The sequence below is a fragment of the Alteromonas sp. DYW1 genome, from assembly GCF_059752595.1.
Map to the genome: position 1 here is coordinate 3,019,773 of NZ_CM186038.1, position 16,051 is coordinate 3,035,823.

Sequence of the window (16,051 nt, forward strand, 5' to 3'; positions counted from 1 at the left end):
CCACTACGCTGCAATCGACACTAAAGATTGCATAAGAACAGCTTAATAAGAAATAACGCGCATAGAAGATCTAGAGGTGAACGTGTATATGCGACTTGACGTCCACCCCATGTAACCCATGGGGTGAATAGCTCTAACTATTAACGTTGCCAGGCAAACCAGCAGTATCTGGTTTCAGCGCGACAATCAAAGCCAACCTTTAGCTCAGTAACGAATGCATACTTGGCATCGCGGCAAAGTGCTGCTGACTGACTTCCAGCGCGGTTTTATTAAACAGCGCTTCAATCTCATCAGCCCCCATAAACTGCGCAGAGAACCCCGGTACTGAGGGATCAATGTGTAACTTGGCGGCATTAATAAAGTGCGCTATCAGAGCTTTTACATTATCTGTGCCCATGGCGATGCGCATGGTTGTCATGTAAATCTGAGCCTTGCGCTGCTCCTCCGCGCTCAATTCACTGTGCGAGGTGAGTGCAGGGCATAAAATAATCGTATTGGTTTGCCCAATACTGACCTGATGCCCAAATGCAGGCTCAAGAGCGTCAAAGAATCGTACAAAAGTGTCGCGATCCATCTCTGCTGATTCCATATCCACAGTAAATAAGCTACATGGCCAACCATTATTCATAGACGCCTGACGAATAGCAGCATTCTTATGATCATCCAATGCATTCGAGTTTACATTGAATGCCGGATGCGCATGCAGGAATTGAGTAAACACTTTGGTGTTAATGACTTTGTTCATGATCCGCTGTGGCAGCGTTTTCATACCCGTCAACACATCAAAGGCTTTTTCTGAGTCGAGAAATGCGCCTTTGATATAGTAAACATCCCAGAACATGGTACGTGACCAATCCCACCCATTCACACAATCGCCTTTAGACTGGAACATGCGGTACGCTTCACCAATAACTACCCCTGCCGTGGTAGCACCAGTACCACAAATATCTTTAGTGTAACTATGCACGATGTAGTCAGGGCGGGCTTCTTTATCTGGGTGTTGCAGCGGTTGCGACAATACTGGAGTTGCTAGAGTACTGTCTAACATAACCAAGGCATCATGCTGATGCGCTATGCGCGTGATCCCAGCCACATCCAGGATGTAGCCATGCGGGTTACATGGTGACTCCAAGTAAACGTGCATTGCTTTACCTGCTTTCAGGCGCTCTGCATGAGTTATCTTTGCTTCCTCGAAGCACTTGGCAAAATCTTCAGCACTGTAACCGTCAAACCAAACGAGCTGAATATCCATACGGTTGGCTCGGGCAAAATAATCATGCAACAGCTGAAATACACCGCCATACACATTGCGTGAAACTACCAACACATCACCATGAGTTAATACATTCGACAACAGCGCATCGATAGCAGCCATACCTGAATTAAAGTTCCAGGCAAGGTAATCTGCCGCGTGAGGGCCTGCTTCCATATCGACAATCGCGTTAGCTAACGAAATATTGGTTGGATTCAATAAACGTGAATAGATTTGGTGGGTTGATTCTTTACCCTGAAAAGCATCATCTACCCATTCGGTGCAGGCATAGACATAAGTTGCCGTGCGCACGACAACAGGAGTTGCAGAAAATAGTGCAGTTACGTTATCAAATAACGGGTAGTGGGATTTGCCTGCTGTAGTGTCAGTTGACGATAACGCTTGATAAGTCGCTCGAAAAGGATTTTGCAGCGAGTCTAATATTTTAGCGATTTGGAAAGAAAGAAATTTCTTAGCGTTAAAATAGGCAACCTTCTCCTGCTGTCCAATGTGATCTAACGTCTGTTGCGTAATTTCCCACAACTGCATCACACTAGATTGACTCTGATAGAGATGTTCGGCTGCAGCCGCAAGTGCTCGACCATAATCTGAGTCACGTTCAATACCGAAGTGCGCTAATTGCTCATCGACCAATGCTGGGATAGTCGTTGCTTGAGTGGTATTTCGTTTAGGTGACAAAGTTTTAGCTTGCGTCAATGTACGATCAAGTTCTTGTGGGTTATTAGTCATAATTATTCTCAACCTGGATTTTTATCCGAATATAATTCGTTTTTTAACAATTATAAACGAACTTCGTTCCGCGGAAATAAAATAATAACAACCCTCTAGGCAACTAATCTTTACTCAGGCACACTAATCGTATGATTAATAAAGAATAATCAACAGCAACTAATAGCCAACAATGCATACACTGAGTATTTTGAGTCGAGATGCCAAACAATACCAACGGCTGGCGTTGGCCAACGCGGCGCTAGCACCAAACCTTGTACAGGTGGTATCGCACCCCGATGAGCTTGACCCACTACAAGTCGAAATACTACTGAGTGAGCCTGATTTAGCCGTTCAAGTTGTGCCTAAATGTGCCAATCTGGTATGGCTGCAATCAACCTGGTCGGGCAATGCCCCATTACTCAAGTTGGCGCAACAAGACTATGTGCTGACCGCAGCCAAAGGTATCTTTAGCGCTGCTATTCGTGAATATGTTTTGGCCTATTTGCTTTACTTCACGCGGAATATATCGACATTTCACCCCCGCCAAGGAGATCCCGATCATCGTCGTCCAAGCCAATGGCAGCCGCCCCGAATAGACACGCTAAGCCAAAAACGTATTGGCATTTTGGGTGCCGGCAGTATGGCATCGGCGTTAATCCCCGTATTACGCAGTTTTGCAGCAACCATAGTGGGACTCAACCGGAGTGGTAAAAGCCAAGATGACTATACCCAACTCTATGCATTTGATGACTTGCATAACTTCCTTGCTGAGCTCGACTTCTTGGTTGTATTACTACCCGATACCCCCAACACCAAACACTTGCTGAATCAACACACTCTGGCGTTATTACCAGCACATTGCGTTGTGATCAATGCAGGACGTGGCAACTCGATTGATGATCAAGCATTGCTCAACGCTTTAGACCAAGGGCAACTGCGGGCAGCGGTGTTGGATGTGTTTACGCAGGAACCCTTGCCGAGTGGACACCCCTACTGGCAACATCCAAAAGTTTGGATAACCCAGCACACGGCAGCGATTTCAGATCCGCGTGCAGTCTTTCAAGTCTTTAGTGACAATTATCAGCGTTGGTGCACTAACCAAGCGCTCAACTATCAAATCGATTTTATGCGAGGATATTAATGCAAATTAAGCCGTTTCTGAAAACCATCAGTGTTGTTACTACTTGCCTCTATACCTTAAGCTCGGCTGCCGCTATTGAACCAGCAGAAAGCTTTTTTACCCAGCTTAAGAGCTTATGCGGCAAGGCTTTTGCAGGCAAAGTCAGCGTCGATACACCCGCCGGGACAGGATTTGCTGATCAGTCACTGATCATGCATGTGCGCGAATGCTCAGAGCAAGAAGTTCGGATCCCATTTCATGTTGGCGAAGACCGCTCGCGCACGTGGGTTATCCGCTACGACCAACATGGCCTGAGTTTGAAACATGATCATCGCCATGAAGATGGTTCAGATGATCGATTAACCCAGTACGGTGGTACCAGCACGACCGTTGGTTACGCCAGTGTGCAATCCTTTCCTGCCGATCAATATAGTCAGCAACTATTCGTCCGTGAAGCGATTCCACAATCCATAGATAACACATGGCAATTGTTCTTATACCCAAACGAATTCAGCTATCGCATGGTTCGCCCTGCGCGCGAATTTCGTGTGGATTTCGATTTGACCAAACCCATTACACCGCCACCAGCGCCTTGGGGAGAGACTGACTGAGTCAGTCTCTTCTTGGATCGGTCGCTGTCACTTCAATGCGATCCACATTACGTTGATGAAAGGCCCGTAAATGCTCGACTTCAGATAGGTCATGCAAGGTCCGAAACTCAATCCAGTCGATTAAGCAAAACAAACAGATTGCTGGATAATGCCAATCATCAAAACAACCTTGCGCTACTAAATCATCTAAATGAAGCAAGCTTGTATCGATACGCTCACGTTGAATACGAAAGTACATTTGGTCTGCAGATGTATCAAAATCTGAACGCTTGAGAAGTAAAATCTGCACCAGTGAATCATTTACCGCATCAATCACTGTAAGCTGGTTTTCTTGTTCCCAGCTGGGCATTGGATAATCATATTTAGCACTCAAGTAACGATAAATCACCCGAGAATCAAAGATCAGGTTGTCATCATCTTCGAGCATGGGTATTTTCATCGCAGGATTACGCTCAGCGAGTAACGCCCGATCGGGACCATCAAAGATTTGCATATTGATGAATTCATGCTCGGTATTAGCGAGCCATATCCGCAGTCTGCGAACGTAGGGGGAAGTCGTAGAGCCGTATAACTTCATATTACTATCTTGATTGTATTCACGTTCAGTATAGCTTAGCAGTTGCTGATCAATGCAGGCAACTTCCTGCTATCTTGCTAAACCTAACTAATCTGTGATTACTTTATTGCATGGATATACATCAGAACTCTACTCGACCACTCCAGAGTCCGTTTCAACGTTTTAGACTTGCTATTGAGTGGTTGTGGGCGCCACTCTAGCTAGCTAAGTCTTATTACGGTATTCCACATGCAGCGCTATTCCCAAAGAATGCACAACATCTTCATCAAAGGCGCAGCCTTGTTTTTCTGGTTCCTCGCTGCCTGTGCACACGCTGGATGGGAACTCGCATGGGTAGACGATTTTAGTGGCTCGTCAATGAATTGGCAAAACTGGACAGCGCAAACCCAAGCCAATTATAACAATGAAGTGCAATGCTATACCGATGATGAAACCTCGGAGCAGCGCAACTATGCCCTCTCCGACGGCACCCTAAAGATTACTGCTCGACGCATGGATATCGCTTGCCCGGGGTTAAATAATGAGCCACGCACATGGACATCAGGGCGTATTAACAGCAAAGATAAAGCCGAATTTTTATATGGCAGAATCGAAGCTCGACTGCGTTTTTTAGATCTGGAAGGGGGGACTTGGCCAGCATTTTGGATGTTGGAGAATCGGATTTCTGAACAACCCTATAAAGGCGACAACGATTTCTCCCATTGGCCCAATCCAGGCGCCGGCGAAATTGACGTGTGGGAATGGTACGCCAACTCAGGTGCCAGTTATATTACCAATTTTTTTAATACTGGAGGCTGTGGCAACGAGTACCGTCCCACGTACCCCGGTGGGAGCAGCGATGTTACCGAATTTCACACCTATGCCATCGAATGGACGCCCGATAAGATTGCCTTTTTTATGGACGACAACCTAGTGGTTGAGCACGATATGCGCACCTGTGGACAATATGAAGAGCCCATGTTTGTGCTACTGAATGTCGCGGTTGGCGGCAATCTGGGGGGGGCTATCGATCCCAATCTTAATACAGCTACTTTGGAAATCGATTACGTAGCCCACTGCGCACATTCTACTGCCAATGGTAATACGGGATGCAATCCAGCAAACCCGCCTTTACAAGACGCGGATGGTGATGGGGTTAGTGACAGTATTGACCAATGCCCTAATACACCAGCGGGGGCTATCGTTGATTTTTATGGCTGCCAAGTCCAAACCGAGCCGAGTTCTGGTGCAGCCCTTCCGACTGAAGCCGCGGCGAATGTGATTTCACTCTACAGCGACAGCTTTACCAATATCAATGGCATCGACTACAACCCCAATTGGGGGCAAATGACGGTAGTTTCCGAAGTCGACTTTGACGGCAACAACGCATTGAAATATGCGGGCTTAAATTATCAGGGAACTGATTTTAATAGCAATCGCCAGGATGTTTCTGATTTCGATTATTTGCATATTGATTTTTGGACCTACAATGCTGACAGGTTAAGTTTATATTTGATTAGCCCAGGCCCGGTTGAGACGCCGTTCCACTTCGATGTAACAAACCAAAGCTGGCAACGCCATAAAATTCCTTTGTCACACTTTACCAATGTTGATTTAACCAATACCTTCCAACTAAAAGTCGAAGGCAACGGAGACGTTTTCATCGACAATATTTTTTTAGCCGCGATGCGGAAACGAATACCGCGCCGGTAGTCAATCTAACCGCCAGCCAGAACAACACTGCAATCAATGAAATTGTGTCAGGCAATGGTGATGTAACGATTTCCGTAGAGGTTCAAGATCCCAACACTGGCGATGGACATTCGATTGAATGGCAGGTCGAGGGGGCTTCAATGTTCACTGATAATGGCGACTCGATTATCATTACTGAAACTAGCCTAGTTGCGAGCCAATTGACGATTAAGGCTACCGTTACCGATGATGGCGAGCCACCATTAGCCACCTCATCGAGCTTAACGCTGAACGTGCAAGCTGCAACTCCCGTAACGCCACCACCCCCGCCGACTCAGGCGACATCCTCAGGCGGAACAATGAACCTTGGCCTTTTACTATTGCTGCTAATAAGCATGTTCAAGGCAATGCGATTGCAATATCTCAACTGAGCATATGAGTGAGGCACTGCATGTGTGAATAAATGTGTCTGAAACACGATGGAACTAAGGTTGGTACCGACTAAAAATGCATCAAAATGTTACAACTGTGATTGGTCGGGAAATCTGTTGTTCTTGGCGTTATCGCTGCAACGAATAGGTGTTTAAAACCTACTATTAAAGGGCAAATCATTTACTTTTGACCCTATGAGGATTTAATCATGAGCCTAACCAAAAAAATCATTGCTGCGACATTTTTCACTTTGACTAGTAGCATAGCGATAGCCGCCCCATTTACTCCAACACAAATCAATGATGCTGTTTACGTTTCATTAGCCCAAGAAGTTGCCACGGTAAAACAGGCATTAGATGAAGAGTTGCAGGTTACTGTCACTTGTGAAGTAAAAACGTTACGTGATAATTCAAACTTCTCCCGCCAATCGACACCAGTATTGTTAGCGTTGGCAGCCAAAGATACCCAGCAAAAGGCCGCGGAATAGATGTGGGGAAGTGAACATGTCTTTTGTGCGAGTGTCGCGTGTCACAAGTGACCGCGACACGTATAAGAGATAGTCGTTATTGCACGATCAAATACTAAAACTAGCACCGCAACCACAGGTAGTGCTGGCATTTGGGTTATCAACTAAAAAGCGTGATCCCTCTAAACCTTCGGTATAGTCAACAACGCCACCCACTAAATACTGCAGACTCATAGGGTCAACCACCAGTGTCACGCTGTCCTTTTCGATTTGCATGTCGTCTGGGTTGACGTTTTCATCAAAGGTGAAGCCATATTGGAAGCCAGAACAACCACCTCCGGTAATATACACGCGGAGTTTTAAATTCGGGTTTTCTTCTTCCTCTATCAAACTCTTAACTTTTGCTGCGGCAGCATCAGAAAACTCGATGGGCATGGCACTTTGAACTGACACTAAAAACCTCTTTCTATGCAAAATAACTTTCGTTAAGGCAACGAATTATCTAATAACCCAGTAATTTAATCAAGTATTCCACAACCCCGTACCGCCTATTCTCCTATAAAGCGCTCGGTTTGATAACGAATATCCCAGGTATCCCCCTCACTCACAGAAATATCAAACGTTTGCTTGTAAGTGCCTTTATACCGCTTGTATTGGCGTATTCCGGCCTCGATAGCGATGGTTTCGGGCACGAATCCTTCGGGCACTGAGAAGTAGGTGTCAATGATCTGAAAATACTTAAATCGAAACGCAAACGGGTTATCTTCCCCCACATGATCAAGCAAATCTAACGTCACAGATTTGCCCGCAATATTGCCGTGTAATTGAATGTCTAAATCGCCATAAATGACACCTTTAAGACGAACTTGCTGAACTAAGATCATGGATAACTGTAAACGATTCGGTGCAGTCGATGGCGCTATCTGAATACTGTCAATGGTAAAACCATCTTCGCTAACCTCAGGTGCGATGACCTTTTGATAAAACGCCAATTGTTCTTTCAATTGGGTTTCACGGGTTAACCCTGCCTGGATCTCTTGTTCTAGGTTTTCTTTGGTTAACTCAGCAATCTCTAATTGCGCGCGCACAGTATTATTCATGCTCGTCAGAGCTTCATTTTCACTGGCTAGATTCGTCATTGTGACCTGCAATTGAGCCAATGATTGCTGTTGCCGCTGAGCGTTAAACAACGCTAATTGATAACCCAGATAAACCATCAGCAACATCACTCCAACCATCACCAAGGTGTAGCGAGTTTGGCTTAACTGTGTACGTAATTCATGTAAATTCATTTCTCTCCAAGAAATAGTGTAGTTATTTCGGCGCTTGGACCTTGTCTATTGGCGCTAGTATGCCGGATTTGATCTGCACTGTCGCTGCTCCGCTTTATTGGTTGCGAAAGCAGTTTTTGATGCCATTGATTATGCTATTAAATACAAGTGCTTGTGATATCCTTTGTGAAACGTTTCTTGGCATTGAGTAAGCATGACGTTACAAGGATTGAGATTCGAACTTGCCCACCCTCGCACCAGCATTCAGTTATGCGTATTGGGGATTATTGCCGGGATCATGGCAGCCTCTCTGATCATTGTATTTCGACTCTGCTATGAATGGCTGCAGCTGTATGTATTGGAGGAACTCGGCGACTATTCTAGCGTATCTCTCACTACACGTTTTGCAATGCCATTTGCTGCGGTACTCGGCATTCTGCTCGTGGCCTATCTAACCGGTTTTAAGCACTATCGCCTAGGCATTCCATTCGTCATCCATCGGGTTAAGTATCATTTTGGGCACATCCCATTCCGCACCACAATCAATCAATTTTTTGGTGGGATGTTAGCGCTATCGAGTGGCTTTTCGGTTGGTCGCGAAGGTCCTTCCGTGCACCTAGGGGCTGCAGGCAGTAGTTTCATCGGACAGTGGTTACGTTTACCCTACAACAGTATTCGTATTCTCGCCGGCTGTGGTATCGCTGCCGGTATATCCGCGTCTTTCAATACGCCCTTTGCCGCAGTTATTTTTGTCATGGAAGTGGTGCTCAGAGAATACAAGATACATATTTTTGTGCCGGTTATGCTCGCGGCTGCTTGTGGCTCGCTACTTACGCGCGCCGTATTCGGTGAGTTCAATGAATTGGCTTTTTTGACCTTCGGCGAATTCAATCCTTGGCTTTACGCCTACTTAGTATTGTTTGGTATTTTATTGGGCGGCTTGGCGGCTTTATTCAATAAAAACTTGATGATGGTCATGCGTTTGTTTCGGCCCGTTGCTATGCATTGGCGCTTAGTCCTGGCCGCTTCTATAACCGCTGTACTAGGCGCAGTAGTTCCAGATGCCATGGGCGCAAATTTTGAATCCGTGGACCGTTTATTTGCCCAACAACCGGGGTTGTTATTATTAACGGTGGTGCTTGTGGTCAAGTTTGCCTTAACCATCGCCGCTATTGGATTAGGCATTCCAGGCGGCATCATGGGGCCGGTTATGGTGATGGGGATGATCGCAGGTGCACTATTACTGGTTCCCATGAACTACTTCTTTGATACACAAAATCTAACCAGTAGTTTTGCCCTGTTGGGCGTTGCCGGAATGTTAACGGCGGTACTGCACGCGCCACTGGCGGCACTTTCAGCCGTGATGGAACTGTCTTATAGCCCGCAGATTATTTTGCCGGCGATGCTAGTGATTGTTCCAGCCTATGTAACCTCAACTCAATTCCTTAAAAACCGTTCAATATTTATCCAACAATTAGATTACCAAAAGCTCCCTTATGCCACCTCCTCTGTGCGCGAGGCCCTGCAAAAAACGGGAGTTTTAGCCGTGATGGATACTGAGTATAAGATGTTTTACGATGCGCCTGATAAGGCGATTTTAGCATTTCTTGATAAGTCACCCACGCACCCGGTGGTGCAACGCTCCAACTTTGAAATTGATGTCCTGTATCAATTGGTGGAGTACAATGTTTCCTTGGAACACGATGCCACACCACTACATTACACCAGTATGGAAGGGTTAAACTTTCAAGCCACGTTATCAGAAGTTTACGAAGCGCTGCAAAGTGCTCGCAGTGGCGCTGTCTATATTTATCAGGATAGCCATGAACAGCTGATTGGGGTAATTACCTGGAATATGCTGCAAAGCTATTTAATGCGTGAACAATACTAGGGGATTCTATGTCTATTTTGTGGCTCAAGGGACTACATATCTTTTTCATGCTGGCTTGGATGGCCGGTTTATTTTATTTACCACGACTGTTTGTGTATCACGCTGCAAGCACGAGTGCGGAGGTGCGCGCTCAATTTTGTATCATGGAACGCCGCTTATGGTGGTTCGTGACGCCTTTTGCCGTCCTTACCGCAGTGTTTGGCTTTTTGCTTATCTACCAGTACGGTCGGGAATGGTTCAAAGTCTCGACATGGTTGCACATAAAACTCGCAATTTTACTTGCGATTTACGCCTATCACTTCTATTTATTAAAAGTATTGCGCGACTTTGCAGCTGAAAGAGAGATGCGCAAACCGGTATTTTATCGTTTTCTCAACGAACTTCCGGTTCTTGCAATCTTAGCGATAGTACTATTAGCTGTAATAAAACCAATGTAAATGAACAACGGATACCTGCTTAGGAGTTGAAATGGACGTCAATAATACTTACCTCAAACAGCTCATCGATCGCACTGATGAGGCCTTCAAAGAGTTGATCAAAGACCCCGCATCAGATGAGCTGAATAACGCCTATGAGGACGCGAAAAAGCAACTGGAGCAATATTTGTCATCGGTCAGACAGCGACATGATGTCGAACAAGAACGTTAATCACTTTGGTGCTACTTGCTCTGTAAACGCCTCAAATTGGTTGGGTAAATAACCTGCCAACTTATTTGCTAGCTCACTGTATTGATGGAGTGCTCGCGGCAGAGTTTTAGCGATACTTGGAAGCTGAGCGTGGAAATCTTGCTGCGCAGATTTCAGTGTTAAATTATCCGGATCCGCTAATACCGAAAAAACCTTCAAACAATGTTTAAGCGTACTTGCTGACTCCTCTGCGCCACTGACACTCTGCACTTGCATGTGCTCCCATGCACTTTGCCAAACCGGTTGTAACTGTTGATGGGCAAACAGAAAGCCTTGCAGCCATAGCGCTTGCGCAGAGCGACTGCCAAGGTCAGATTGATAGTGATACGCCGAGGGTAACAATGTTTCTCCTGCGCGCAAGACCGCCAACGTGTCACGCAGTTGGTTAACCAAACTATCGGTAATAAGTTCCCAACGAGCGATCTCACCACCCGCTGAATCATCGGCAGCGTCTGTATTAAACACCCAAGGCATCCATTGCGGCGGCATTGGAATTTCTGGGCAACACGAAACCGCAGCAACAACGCCTTCGACAAAAGCCTGCGGTTGCAATTTAGCGGCAATGAGCGGGTCTTGATACAATTTAACAATAGCTGCCACTGCTTGGACTCTCAGTGATGAGCAATATTTGCAGCTTAACAGGATTATCCGTAGAGTGAAGCCCAACATAGTCATAAGGAAAAATTGTTGTGTCTGAGTCGGTTAATCCACAACCTACACAAAATCGTTATGCTGCATGGCTCATAGCCGCAGCCTTCATTGGACCTGGCACGGTAACAACAGCCAGCTTGGCCGGTGCGCAGTTTGGTTATCAGCTGCTTTGGGCATTAATTTTTTCCATTGTCGCAACCCTCGTCCTGCAAGATATGGCTGTACGCCTCGGCGTCGTCACGCGACTGGGTCTAGCTGACGCTATCCATGAATTATTCCAACAAAAATGGGTGCGCTACAGCGCATGTACGTTAGTCATTGCTGCGATTGGGATTGGCAACGCTGCATATGAGGGTGGTAATTTAACGGGTGCTGCGTTGGGATTAAGTCAACTGACGCACGGCAGTATAACCGTGTGGGTAGTTATTCTGGCCAGTCTTGCCGCCGGACTTTTGTGGTTTGGTCACAATGGTGCAGTAGAAAAAGTCTTAGTCGCGCTGGTAGGCATTATGAGCGTAATTTTCATAGTCACCGTATTCGCTGCTAAGCCCGATTGGTCAGGGTTATTCAATGATGCCATGCAGCCCCGCTTTGACAGTGCGACTTTTACCCTGGTACTAGCGCTAATTGGTACCACTATTGTGCCTTACAATCTGTTTTTACATGCGAGTCTCGTCAGCCATTATTCCGCCACAACAGAAACTGAGCTGCGGACTCAACGCCAGCATACACGTATTGCAATTATGACCGGTGGACTCATCACCCTCGCAATCATGACCACTGCAACCGCGGCATTCTATCAGCAAGGCTTAGTATTAGATGCGAGTAATATTGCTTCGCAATTGGCTCCGCTGCTCGGTGATGCTGCAGGGAATATTTTTGCGATTGGCCTTTTTGCCGCCGGCTTAACGAGTGCGATAACAGCACCGCTGGCTGCCAGTTACGCGGTATGTGGCGCCCTTAAGTTACCACAAGATCGTACGTCGATGCCGTTTCGTGCCGTTTGGCTGAGTGTATTGCTTTGCGGAGCGCTAGTCGCGAGTTTAGGGATAAAGCCATTACTTGCGATGCTCTTTGCGCAAGCAACCAATGGACTCCTATTGCCATTTGTGGCCATCTTTTTATTGTTTGCGATGAATAATAAACAACGGTTGGGTAACCACCGTAACCGAGTAGCAATGAATACTTTGGGTTGCAGTATCGTGCTGATTACCCTGTTCCTTGGCTTGAGTAAACTAATCGCGGCATTTTAAACGTTGCCGCGCAGCCGCTGGACCGCTGCTTCTAGGTCAGCGCGAGGGCAACCAAAATTAAGACGGAAAAACTCTTTTGCACCAAAATCTTTGCCTGGCGAAGGTCCAACTCCGCGCTGCTCACACCATTGCTGTGTATCATCAACGCCGAGGCCGCTAGCATCTACCCAGAGTAAAAAAGTGGCCTCAGGGGTTAACGCTTGCAGCCCTTCAATCTGGTTGATCGCGTGCACAACATAATCTCGATTACTCCGCAAATAATCTAACAGCGCTCGATGCCAGGTATCGCATTCAGTAAACGCTGCCTGAGTAGCAACCAAACCGAGAATGTTAACCCACGGCACCATGCCTTGTGCCGCTTGTAAAAAGCGACGCCGCAACCGACTGTCGGGAATTATTGCGAAAGCCGCGCCCAAGCCAGCAACATTGAAGGTCTTGCTCGCCGCCATTAAAGTAATACTGTTTTGGCTCAGACTGCTAACTTTGCCTGCCGGTATATGCTTTAACCCCGGCGTAAGGATTAGGTCGCAATGAATTTCGTCCGAACAGAGAGTAACCCCATGGCGCTCACATATTGTGGCAACACGTGAGAGCTCGTCAGCGCGTAAAACACTGCCGACGGGATTCATTGGATTACAGAGGATAAATAAATGGCATTCTGGATCGGCGGCATACTCTTCCAATTGAGCAAAATCTAAGGTCCAGCGACCATTCTCGATCACTGTCCCTACCTCGAGGCGCTGGGTTCCATGTAACGCTGGCGCAGCCAGCAACGGGGGATAGTTGGGCGTCTGCACAATCACTTTTTCGCCAGGTTGAGTAAGCGCTTTGCATGCCACGTTAAATGCAGGTACAACGCCCGGCACCCAAACGATCCAATCGGCTTCTATCTGCCATTGATGTTGCTGCTCAAGCCAACGCACCACAGCTGCATTAGCTCCCGCGTGTTGAGATGGCAATGTGTAACCTAATATGCCTCTGGCGACTTCCTCTTGAATCGCATTCAGGATGGGCTCTGCACAGCGAAATTCTGTATCAGCGACCCACATCGGCAGAATGTCAGTGCCGGCATACTTCTTCCATTTAAAGGCATCAGTCCCAATACGTGGCGATGGCTGGTCAAAATTCATTCTGCGTCCTTAAGGTTTTTGTTTTAAATGATAACTGTGGGGAGCGGTGACAGTAATTGTGGTCCTTACTCAGGAAACAAACTATCTAACTTATCGAGTAAGTTTTGAGTGGAAAACGGCTTCGCAATAAATGCTGTCGCTCCCAATTGCTTGGCTCTGATCACACTCTCACGCCGTGTATTCGCGGTTAATAAAATGAATGGAATGGATGTATCGCGTGACCGTAAAATCGCGAGCAAATCGAGTCCGGTTTTATCCGGCATCATCAGATCACTGATCACTAAATCGAACCGCTTTGTGGGATCGGCTAAAACGTCCACAGCAAGATTACTGTCATCCATAGCCACAACGCTGCCGGAGGTATATTCCTCCAGCATTAACGTCAGCAATTCCAGCGTGACTCTGTCATCGTCAACCGCCAAAATGTTAAGATTCTTTAGGCTCATTCAAATAACGCTTTATGTAGTACTGACACTATCTCAGCGCTATCATCAGCATTCACTAAAAATGACATATTATGTGGATTGGCGCCAAAACAAATCATACGTAAATTATAGTCGGCAATGGCGGCAAAGATACGACTTGAGACGCCTTTTTTTGATTGCATGTGATTGCCTACCACGGTAATCAAATCAAAGCCTTGTTCCACACTGACTTCACTCATGTCTTCGAGTTCTTCAATGGTGCGTCGATTTAATCGCTCTGCCACTGAATTCGGTGGATTATCTAAGGTAAATGCGATAGCAATCTCTGACGTCGTTACTAGGTCGACCGACAGTTTGTTCTTCGCAATAATCCCAAAAACCTTCTCCAAGTAGCCCTGAGCATAAAGCATTTTAGGAGTTTTGACGGTCACCATCACTTGTTCACGACGGCGGGTAATTGCGCGATACGGCGGCTCGTGCTCACAGTCTCGAACAATCCATGTACCGCCTTTCTCAGGCTCACGGCTAGAGCCGACAAATACTGGAATATCACAGCGCAGTGCGGGTTCCATTGTGGCTGGATGCAGTACTTTGGCACCGAACGTTGCCATTTCCGCGGCCTCTTCAAAACTTAATTCTGGCAAAGGGCGTGCCGCCGCGGTTAAACGTGGGTCAGTGGTATAAACACCGATAACATCAGTCCAAATCTCACAGCTTTTGGCATCTAAGGCTTCTGCTAACAGTGCAGCGGTAAAATCTGAGCCCCCACGGCCTAACGTTGTGGTATTGCCCGCTTCGTCTGCACCCACAAAGCCTTGAGTAACGACAATGCTGTCAGCCAATTCGGGCCGCAACAACTCCAGACTGCGTTGTTTAATGGTAACTACATTGGGCACAGCCTCACCATAAGTGTCATCCGTGATAAGCACTTTGCGCACATCAAAATTAAGTGCGGGTATGCCATGTTGCTTAAATACCTCAGCACACAGCAATGATGACATGCGCTCCCCCATCGACATCAATTCATCCTTTAGGTCGTGACGATGCAGAATTTCCTCATGCCGGGCGAGTTGTTCAATTTCGTGAAGCAGATCATCGAGTTTGGCTTTAACTTCACCCGGTTGCTCTAAGCCACTTAAAATCGCATATTCAATCTGTCTTATTTGATCGCAGACTTCTGCGATTTGCGCTTGGGTTAATGGCGAAAAACCTAATTTAACCAATAAATTAGTCACACCAGCAGCGGCACTCACCACAACCACACGAGTCTCTGGATTGCGTTGCACAACCTTGGCACATAAGCTTATGGCAGTAAAATCAGCAACGCTGGTGCCACCAAACTTGGCCACATTAATGACATTACTCAAAACGTTTAACTCCTTTGATTAGCGGGCTTCTTGTTGACTAATTATAGTGATGCGGTCACCCACAACCACAGCATTGGCGGCAAACCACCCTTGGTTCATCTCTAACGCATATAAAACCGGCTTGGACGATGGAACCGGTTCGAGAACTAGCGGATACATGGGCTTTATATCGGTGATCACACCGCTTCTATCAAGATAGGCAATATCCAGCGGGATCAGAGTGTTTTTCATCCAGAAGCCGGCTTCTCTTGGATATTCAAACTCAAATAGCATGCCACACGAATCACACAGCTCCGTCCGATACATCAAGCCACGTGCGCGCTGCTCATATGTCGCCGCGTATTCAACGGTCAGGCGCTGTTCACCTACCTGAATAATGGCCTGTCCAAAATCAACCTTTTGCGCGATATCTGCCGCAACCGGCCTAGCCCAAATACTAAGCGAGAGCACCAGTAGAAACCAAGATAAACGATATAACATGTCGGACTTACTCATATTTTTTCAAAAAAAAACCG

18 protein-coding genes are annotated in these 16,051 nt (G+C 46.6%); 9 read left to right on the top strand and 9 right to left on the bottom strand.

The genetic code is table 11. From position 1 onward, the window contains the following. Positions 1–199: 199 nt before the first annotated feature. Complete coding sequence (locus AC121Z_RS13595) at positions 200–2,002, bottom strand: trans-sulfuration enzyme family protein (RefSeq protein WP_498124557.1); 1,803 nt, start codon at positions 2,000–2,002, stop codon at positions 200–202. A 172-nt stretch (positions 2,003–2,174) separates the two neighbouring features. Between AC121Z_RS13595 and AC121Z_RS13600 the strand changes: the two genes are divergently transcribed. Together AC121Z_RS13600 and AC121Z_RS13605 are read left to right on the top strand one after the other, a co-directional pair. Further along, a complete protein-coding gene (locus AC121Z_RS13600; protein WP_498124558.1) occupies positions 2,175–3,125 on the top strand; it encodes a D-2-hydroxyacid dehydrogenase in 951 nt (316 codons plus the stop codon). Next, the gene (locus tag AC121Z_RS13605) at positions 3,125–3,715 is read left to right on the top strand and encodes a hypothetical protein (RefSeq protein WP_498124559.1); all 591 of its coding nucleotides are present in this window, start codon (positions 3,125–3,127) and stop codon (positions 3,713–3,715) included. Before AC121Z_RS13600 ends, AC121Z_RS13605 begins: the two co-directional genes overlap by 1 nt. A 1-nt stretch (position 3,716) precedes the next feature. On the opposite strand, the gene AC121Z_RS13610 is transcribed toward AC121Z_RS13605, so the two are convergent. Further along, on the bottom strand, positions 3,717–4,292 hold the full coding sequence (locus tag AC121Z_RS13610) for a glutathione S-transferase family protein (RefSeq protein WP_498124560.1): 576 nt from the start codon (positions 4,290–4,292) through the stop codon (positions 3,717–3,719). Between the two features lie 228 nt (positions 4,293–4,520). Here AC121Z_RS13610 and AC121Z_RS13615 point away from each other — a divergent pair, with 228 nt between their 5' ends. From AC121Z_RS13615 to AC121Z_RS13625, 3 genes are all read left to right on the top strand, one after another. After that, the gene (locus AC121Z_RS13615) at positions 4,521–5,984 is read left to right on the top strand and encodes a glycoside hydrolase family 16 protein (protein ID WP_498124561.1); all 1,464 of its coding nucleotides are present in this window, start codon (positions 4,521–4,523) and stop codon (positions 5,982–5,984) included. A gap of 44 nt (positions 5,985–6,028) precedes the next feature. Then, positions 6,029–6,394 carry a hypothetical protein gene (locus tag AC121Z_RS13620; protein ID WP_498124562.1) on the top strand — a complete coding sequence of 122 codons (366 nt, stop codon included), beginning with the start codon at positions 6,029–6,031 and terminating at the stop codon, positions 6,392–6,394. A gap of 209 nt (positions 6,395–6,603) precedes the next feature. After that, complete coding sequence (locus tag AC121Z_RS13625; protein ID WP_498124563.1) at positions 6,604–6,882, top strand: hypothetical protein; 279 nt, start codon at positions 6,604–6,606, stop codon at positions 6,880–6,882. A gap of 87 nt (positions 6,883–6,969) precedes the next feature. Here AC121Z_RS13625 and erpA read toward each other — a convergent pair whose 3' ends face one another. Together erpA and AC121Z_RS13635 are read right to left on the bottom strand one after the other, a co-directional pair. After that, entirely contained in the window at positions 6,970–7,314 is a 345-nt protein-coding gene (gene erpA, locus AC121Z_RS13630) for an iron-sulfur cluster insertion protein ErpA (protein WP_498124564.1), read from the bottom strand. Between the two features lie 95 nt (positions 7,315–7,409). Then, positions 7,410–8,153, bottom strand: a complete 744-nt coding sequence (locus AC121Z_RS13635; protein ID WP_498124565.1) for a DUF6776 family protein — start codon at positions 8,151–8,153, stop codon at positions 7,410–7,412. Between the two features lie 193 nt (positions 8,154–8,346). On the opposite strand from AC121Z_RS13635, the gene AC121Z_RS13640 reads away from it, so the two are divergent. The 3 genes from AC121Z_RS13640 to AC121Z_RS13650 are packed head-to-tail and all read left to right on the top strand — an operon-like array spanning position 8,347 to position 10,671. Next, positions 8,347–10,023, top strand: coding sequence for a chloride channel protein (locus AC121Z_RS13640; RefSeq protein WP_498124566.1), 1,677 nt, complete (start codon positions 8,347–8,349; stop codon positions 10,021–10,023). Between the two features lie 8 nt (positions 10,024–10,031). Continuing rightward, positions 10,032–10,460, top strand: a complete 429-nt coding sequence (locus AC121Z_RS13645) for a CopD family protein (RefSeq protein WP_498124567.1) — start codon at positions 10,032–10,034, stop codon at positions 10,458–10,460. A gap of 31 nt (positions 10,461–10,491) precedes the next feature. Next, entirely contained in the window at positions 10,492–10,671 is a 180-nt protein-coding gene (locus AC121Z_RS13650) for a hypothetical protein (protein WP_498124568.1), read from the top strand. On the opposite strand, the gene AC121Z_RS13655 is transcribed toward AC121Z_RS13650, so the two are convergent. Further along, positions 10,672–11,310: a UPF0149 family protein gene (locus AC121Z_RS13655; protein WP_498124569.1), complete on the bottom strand. Its 639-nt coding sequence runs from the start codon at positions 11,308–11,310 to the stop codon at positions 10,672–10,674. An 89-nt stretch (positions 11,311–11,399) separates the two neighbouring features. Here AC121Z_RS13655 and AC121Z_RS13660 point away from each other — a divergent pair, with 89 nt between their 5' ends. Continuing rightward, on the top strand, positions 11,400–12,614 hold the full coding sequence (locus AC121Z_RS13660) for an Nramp family divalent metal transporter (RefSeq protein WP_498124570.1): 1,215 nt from the start codon (positions 11,400–11,402) through the stop codon (positions 12,612–12,614). On the opposite strand, the gene AC121Z_RS13665 is transcribed toward AC121Z_RS13660, so the two are convergent. From AC121Z_RS13665 to AC121Z_RS13680, 4 genes are all read right to left on the bottom strand, one after another. Then, positions 12,611–13,744 (bottom strand): MalY/PatB family protein, encoded by a 1,134-nt coding sequence (locus AC121Z_RS13665; RefSeq protein ID WP_498124571.1) that lies wholly within the window; start codon positions 13,742–13,744, stop codon positions 12,611–12,613. The two genes, AC121Z_RS13660 and AC121Z_RS13665, sit on opposite strands and share 4 nt — an antisense overlap. Before the next feature lie 65 nt (positions 13,745–13,809). Beyond that, complete coding sequence (locus AC121Z_RS13670) at positions 13,810–14,190, bottom strand: response regulator (RefSeq protein ID WP_498124572.1); 381 nt, start codon at positions 14,188–14,190, stop codon at positions 13,810–13,812. Further along, complete coding sequence (lysC, locus tag AC121Z_RS13675; protein ID WP_498124573.1) at positions 14,187–15,536, bottom strand: lysine-sensitive aspartokinase 3; 1,350 nt, start codon at positions 15,534–15,536, stop codon at positions 14,187–14,189. Before lysC ends, AC121Z_RS13670 begins: the two co-directional genes overlap by 4 nt. 18 nt (positions 15,537–15,554) lie before the next feature. Next, complete coding sequence (locus tag AC121Z_RS13680; protein WP_498124574.1) at positions 15,555–16,016, bottom strand: DUF192 domain-containing protein; 462 nt, start codon at positions 16,014–16,016, stop codon at positions 15,555–15,557. Positions 16,017–16,051: the final 35 nt, after the last annotated feature.

What these genes read in the sequence shown, in the direction of transcription:
- AC121Z_RS13640 (WP_498124566.1), top strand. Translation starts at nt 8,347, where the DNA reads ATGACGTTACAAGGATTGAGATTCGAACTTGCCCACCCTCGCACCAGC.
- AC121Z_RS13600 (WP_498124558.1), top strand. Translation starts at nt 2,175, where the DNA reads ATGCATACACTGAGTATTTTGAGTCGAGATGCCAAACAATACCAACGG.
- AC121Z_RS13680 (WP_498124574.1), bottom strand. Translation starts at nt 16,016, where the DNA reads ATGTTATATCGTTTATCTTGGTTTCTACTGGTGCTCTCGCTTAGTATT.
- AC121Z_RS13670 (WP_498124572.1), bottom strand. Translation starts at nt 14,190, where the DNA reads ATGAGCCTAAAGAATCTTAACATTTTGGCGGTTGACGATGACAGAGTC.
- AC121Z_RS13615 (WP_498124561.1), top strand. Translation starts at nt 4,521, where the DNA reads ATGCAGCGCTATTCCCAAAGAATGCACAACATCTTCATCAAAGGCGCA.
- AC121Z_RS13605 (WP_498124559.1), top strand. Translation starts at nt 3,125, where the DNA reads ATGCAAATTAAGCCGTTTCTGAAAACCATCAGTGTTGTTACTACTTGC.
- AC121Z_RS13665 (WP_498124571.1), bottom strand. Translation starts at nt 13,744, where the DNA reads ATGAATTTTGACCAGCCATCGCCACGTATTGGGACTGATGCCTTTAAA.
- AC121Z_RS13650 (WP_498124568.1), top strand. Translation starts at nt 10,492, where the DNA reads ATGGACGTCAATAATACTTACCTCAAACAGCTCATCGATCGCACTGAT.
- AC121Z_RS13625 (WP_498124563.1), top strand. Translation starts at nt 6,604, where the DNA reads ATGAGCCTAACCAAAAAAATCATTGCTGCGACATTTTTCACTTTGACT.
- AC121Z_RS13610 (WP_498124560.1), bottom strand. Translation starts at nt 4,292, where the DNA reads ATGAAGTTATACGGCTCTACGACTTCCCCCTACGTTCGCAGACTGCGG.
- AC121Z_RS13595 (WP_498124557.1), bottom strand. Translation starts at nt 2,002, where the DNA reads ATGACTAATAACCCACAAGAACTTGATCGTACATTGACGCAAGCTAAA.
- AC121Z_RS13645 (WP_498124567.1), top strand. Translation starts at nt 10,032, where the DNA reads ATGTCTATTTTGTGGCTCAAGGGACTACATATCTTTTTCATGCTGGCT.
- AC121Z_RS13635 (WP_498124565.1), bottom strand. Translation starts at nt 8,153, where the DNA reads ATGAATTTACATGAATTACGTACACAGTTAAGCCAAACTCGCTACACC.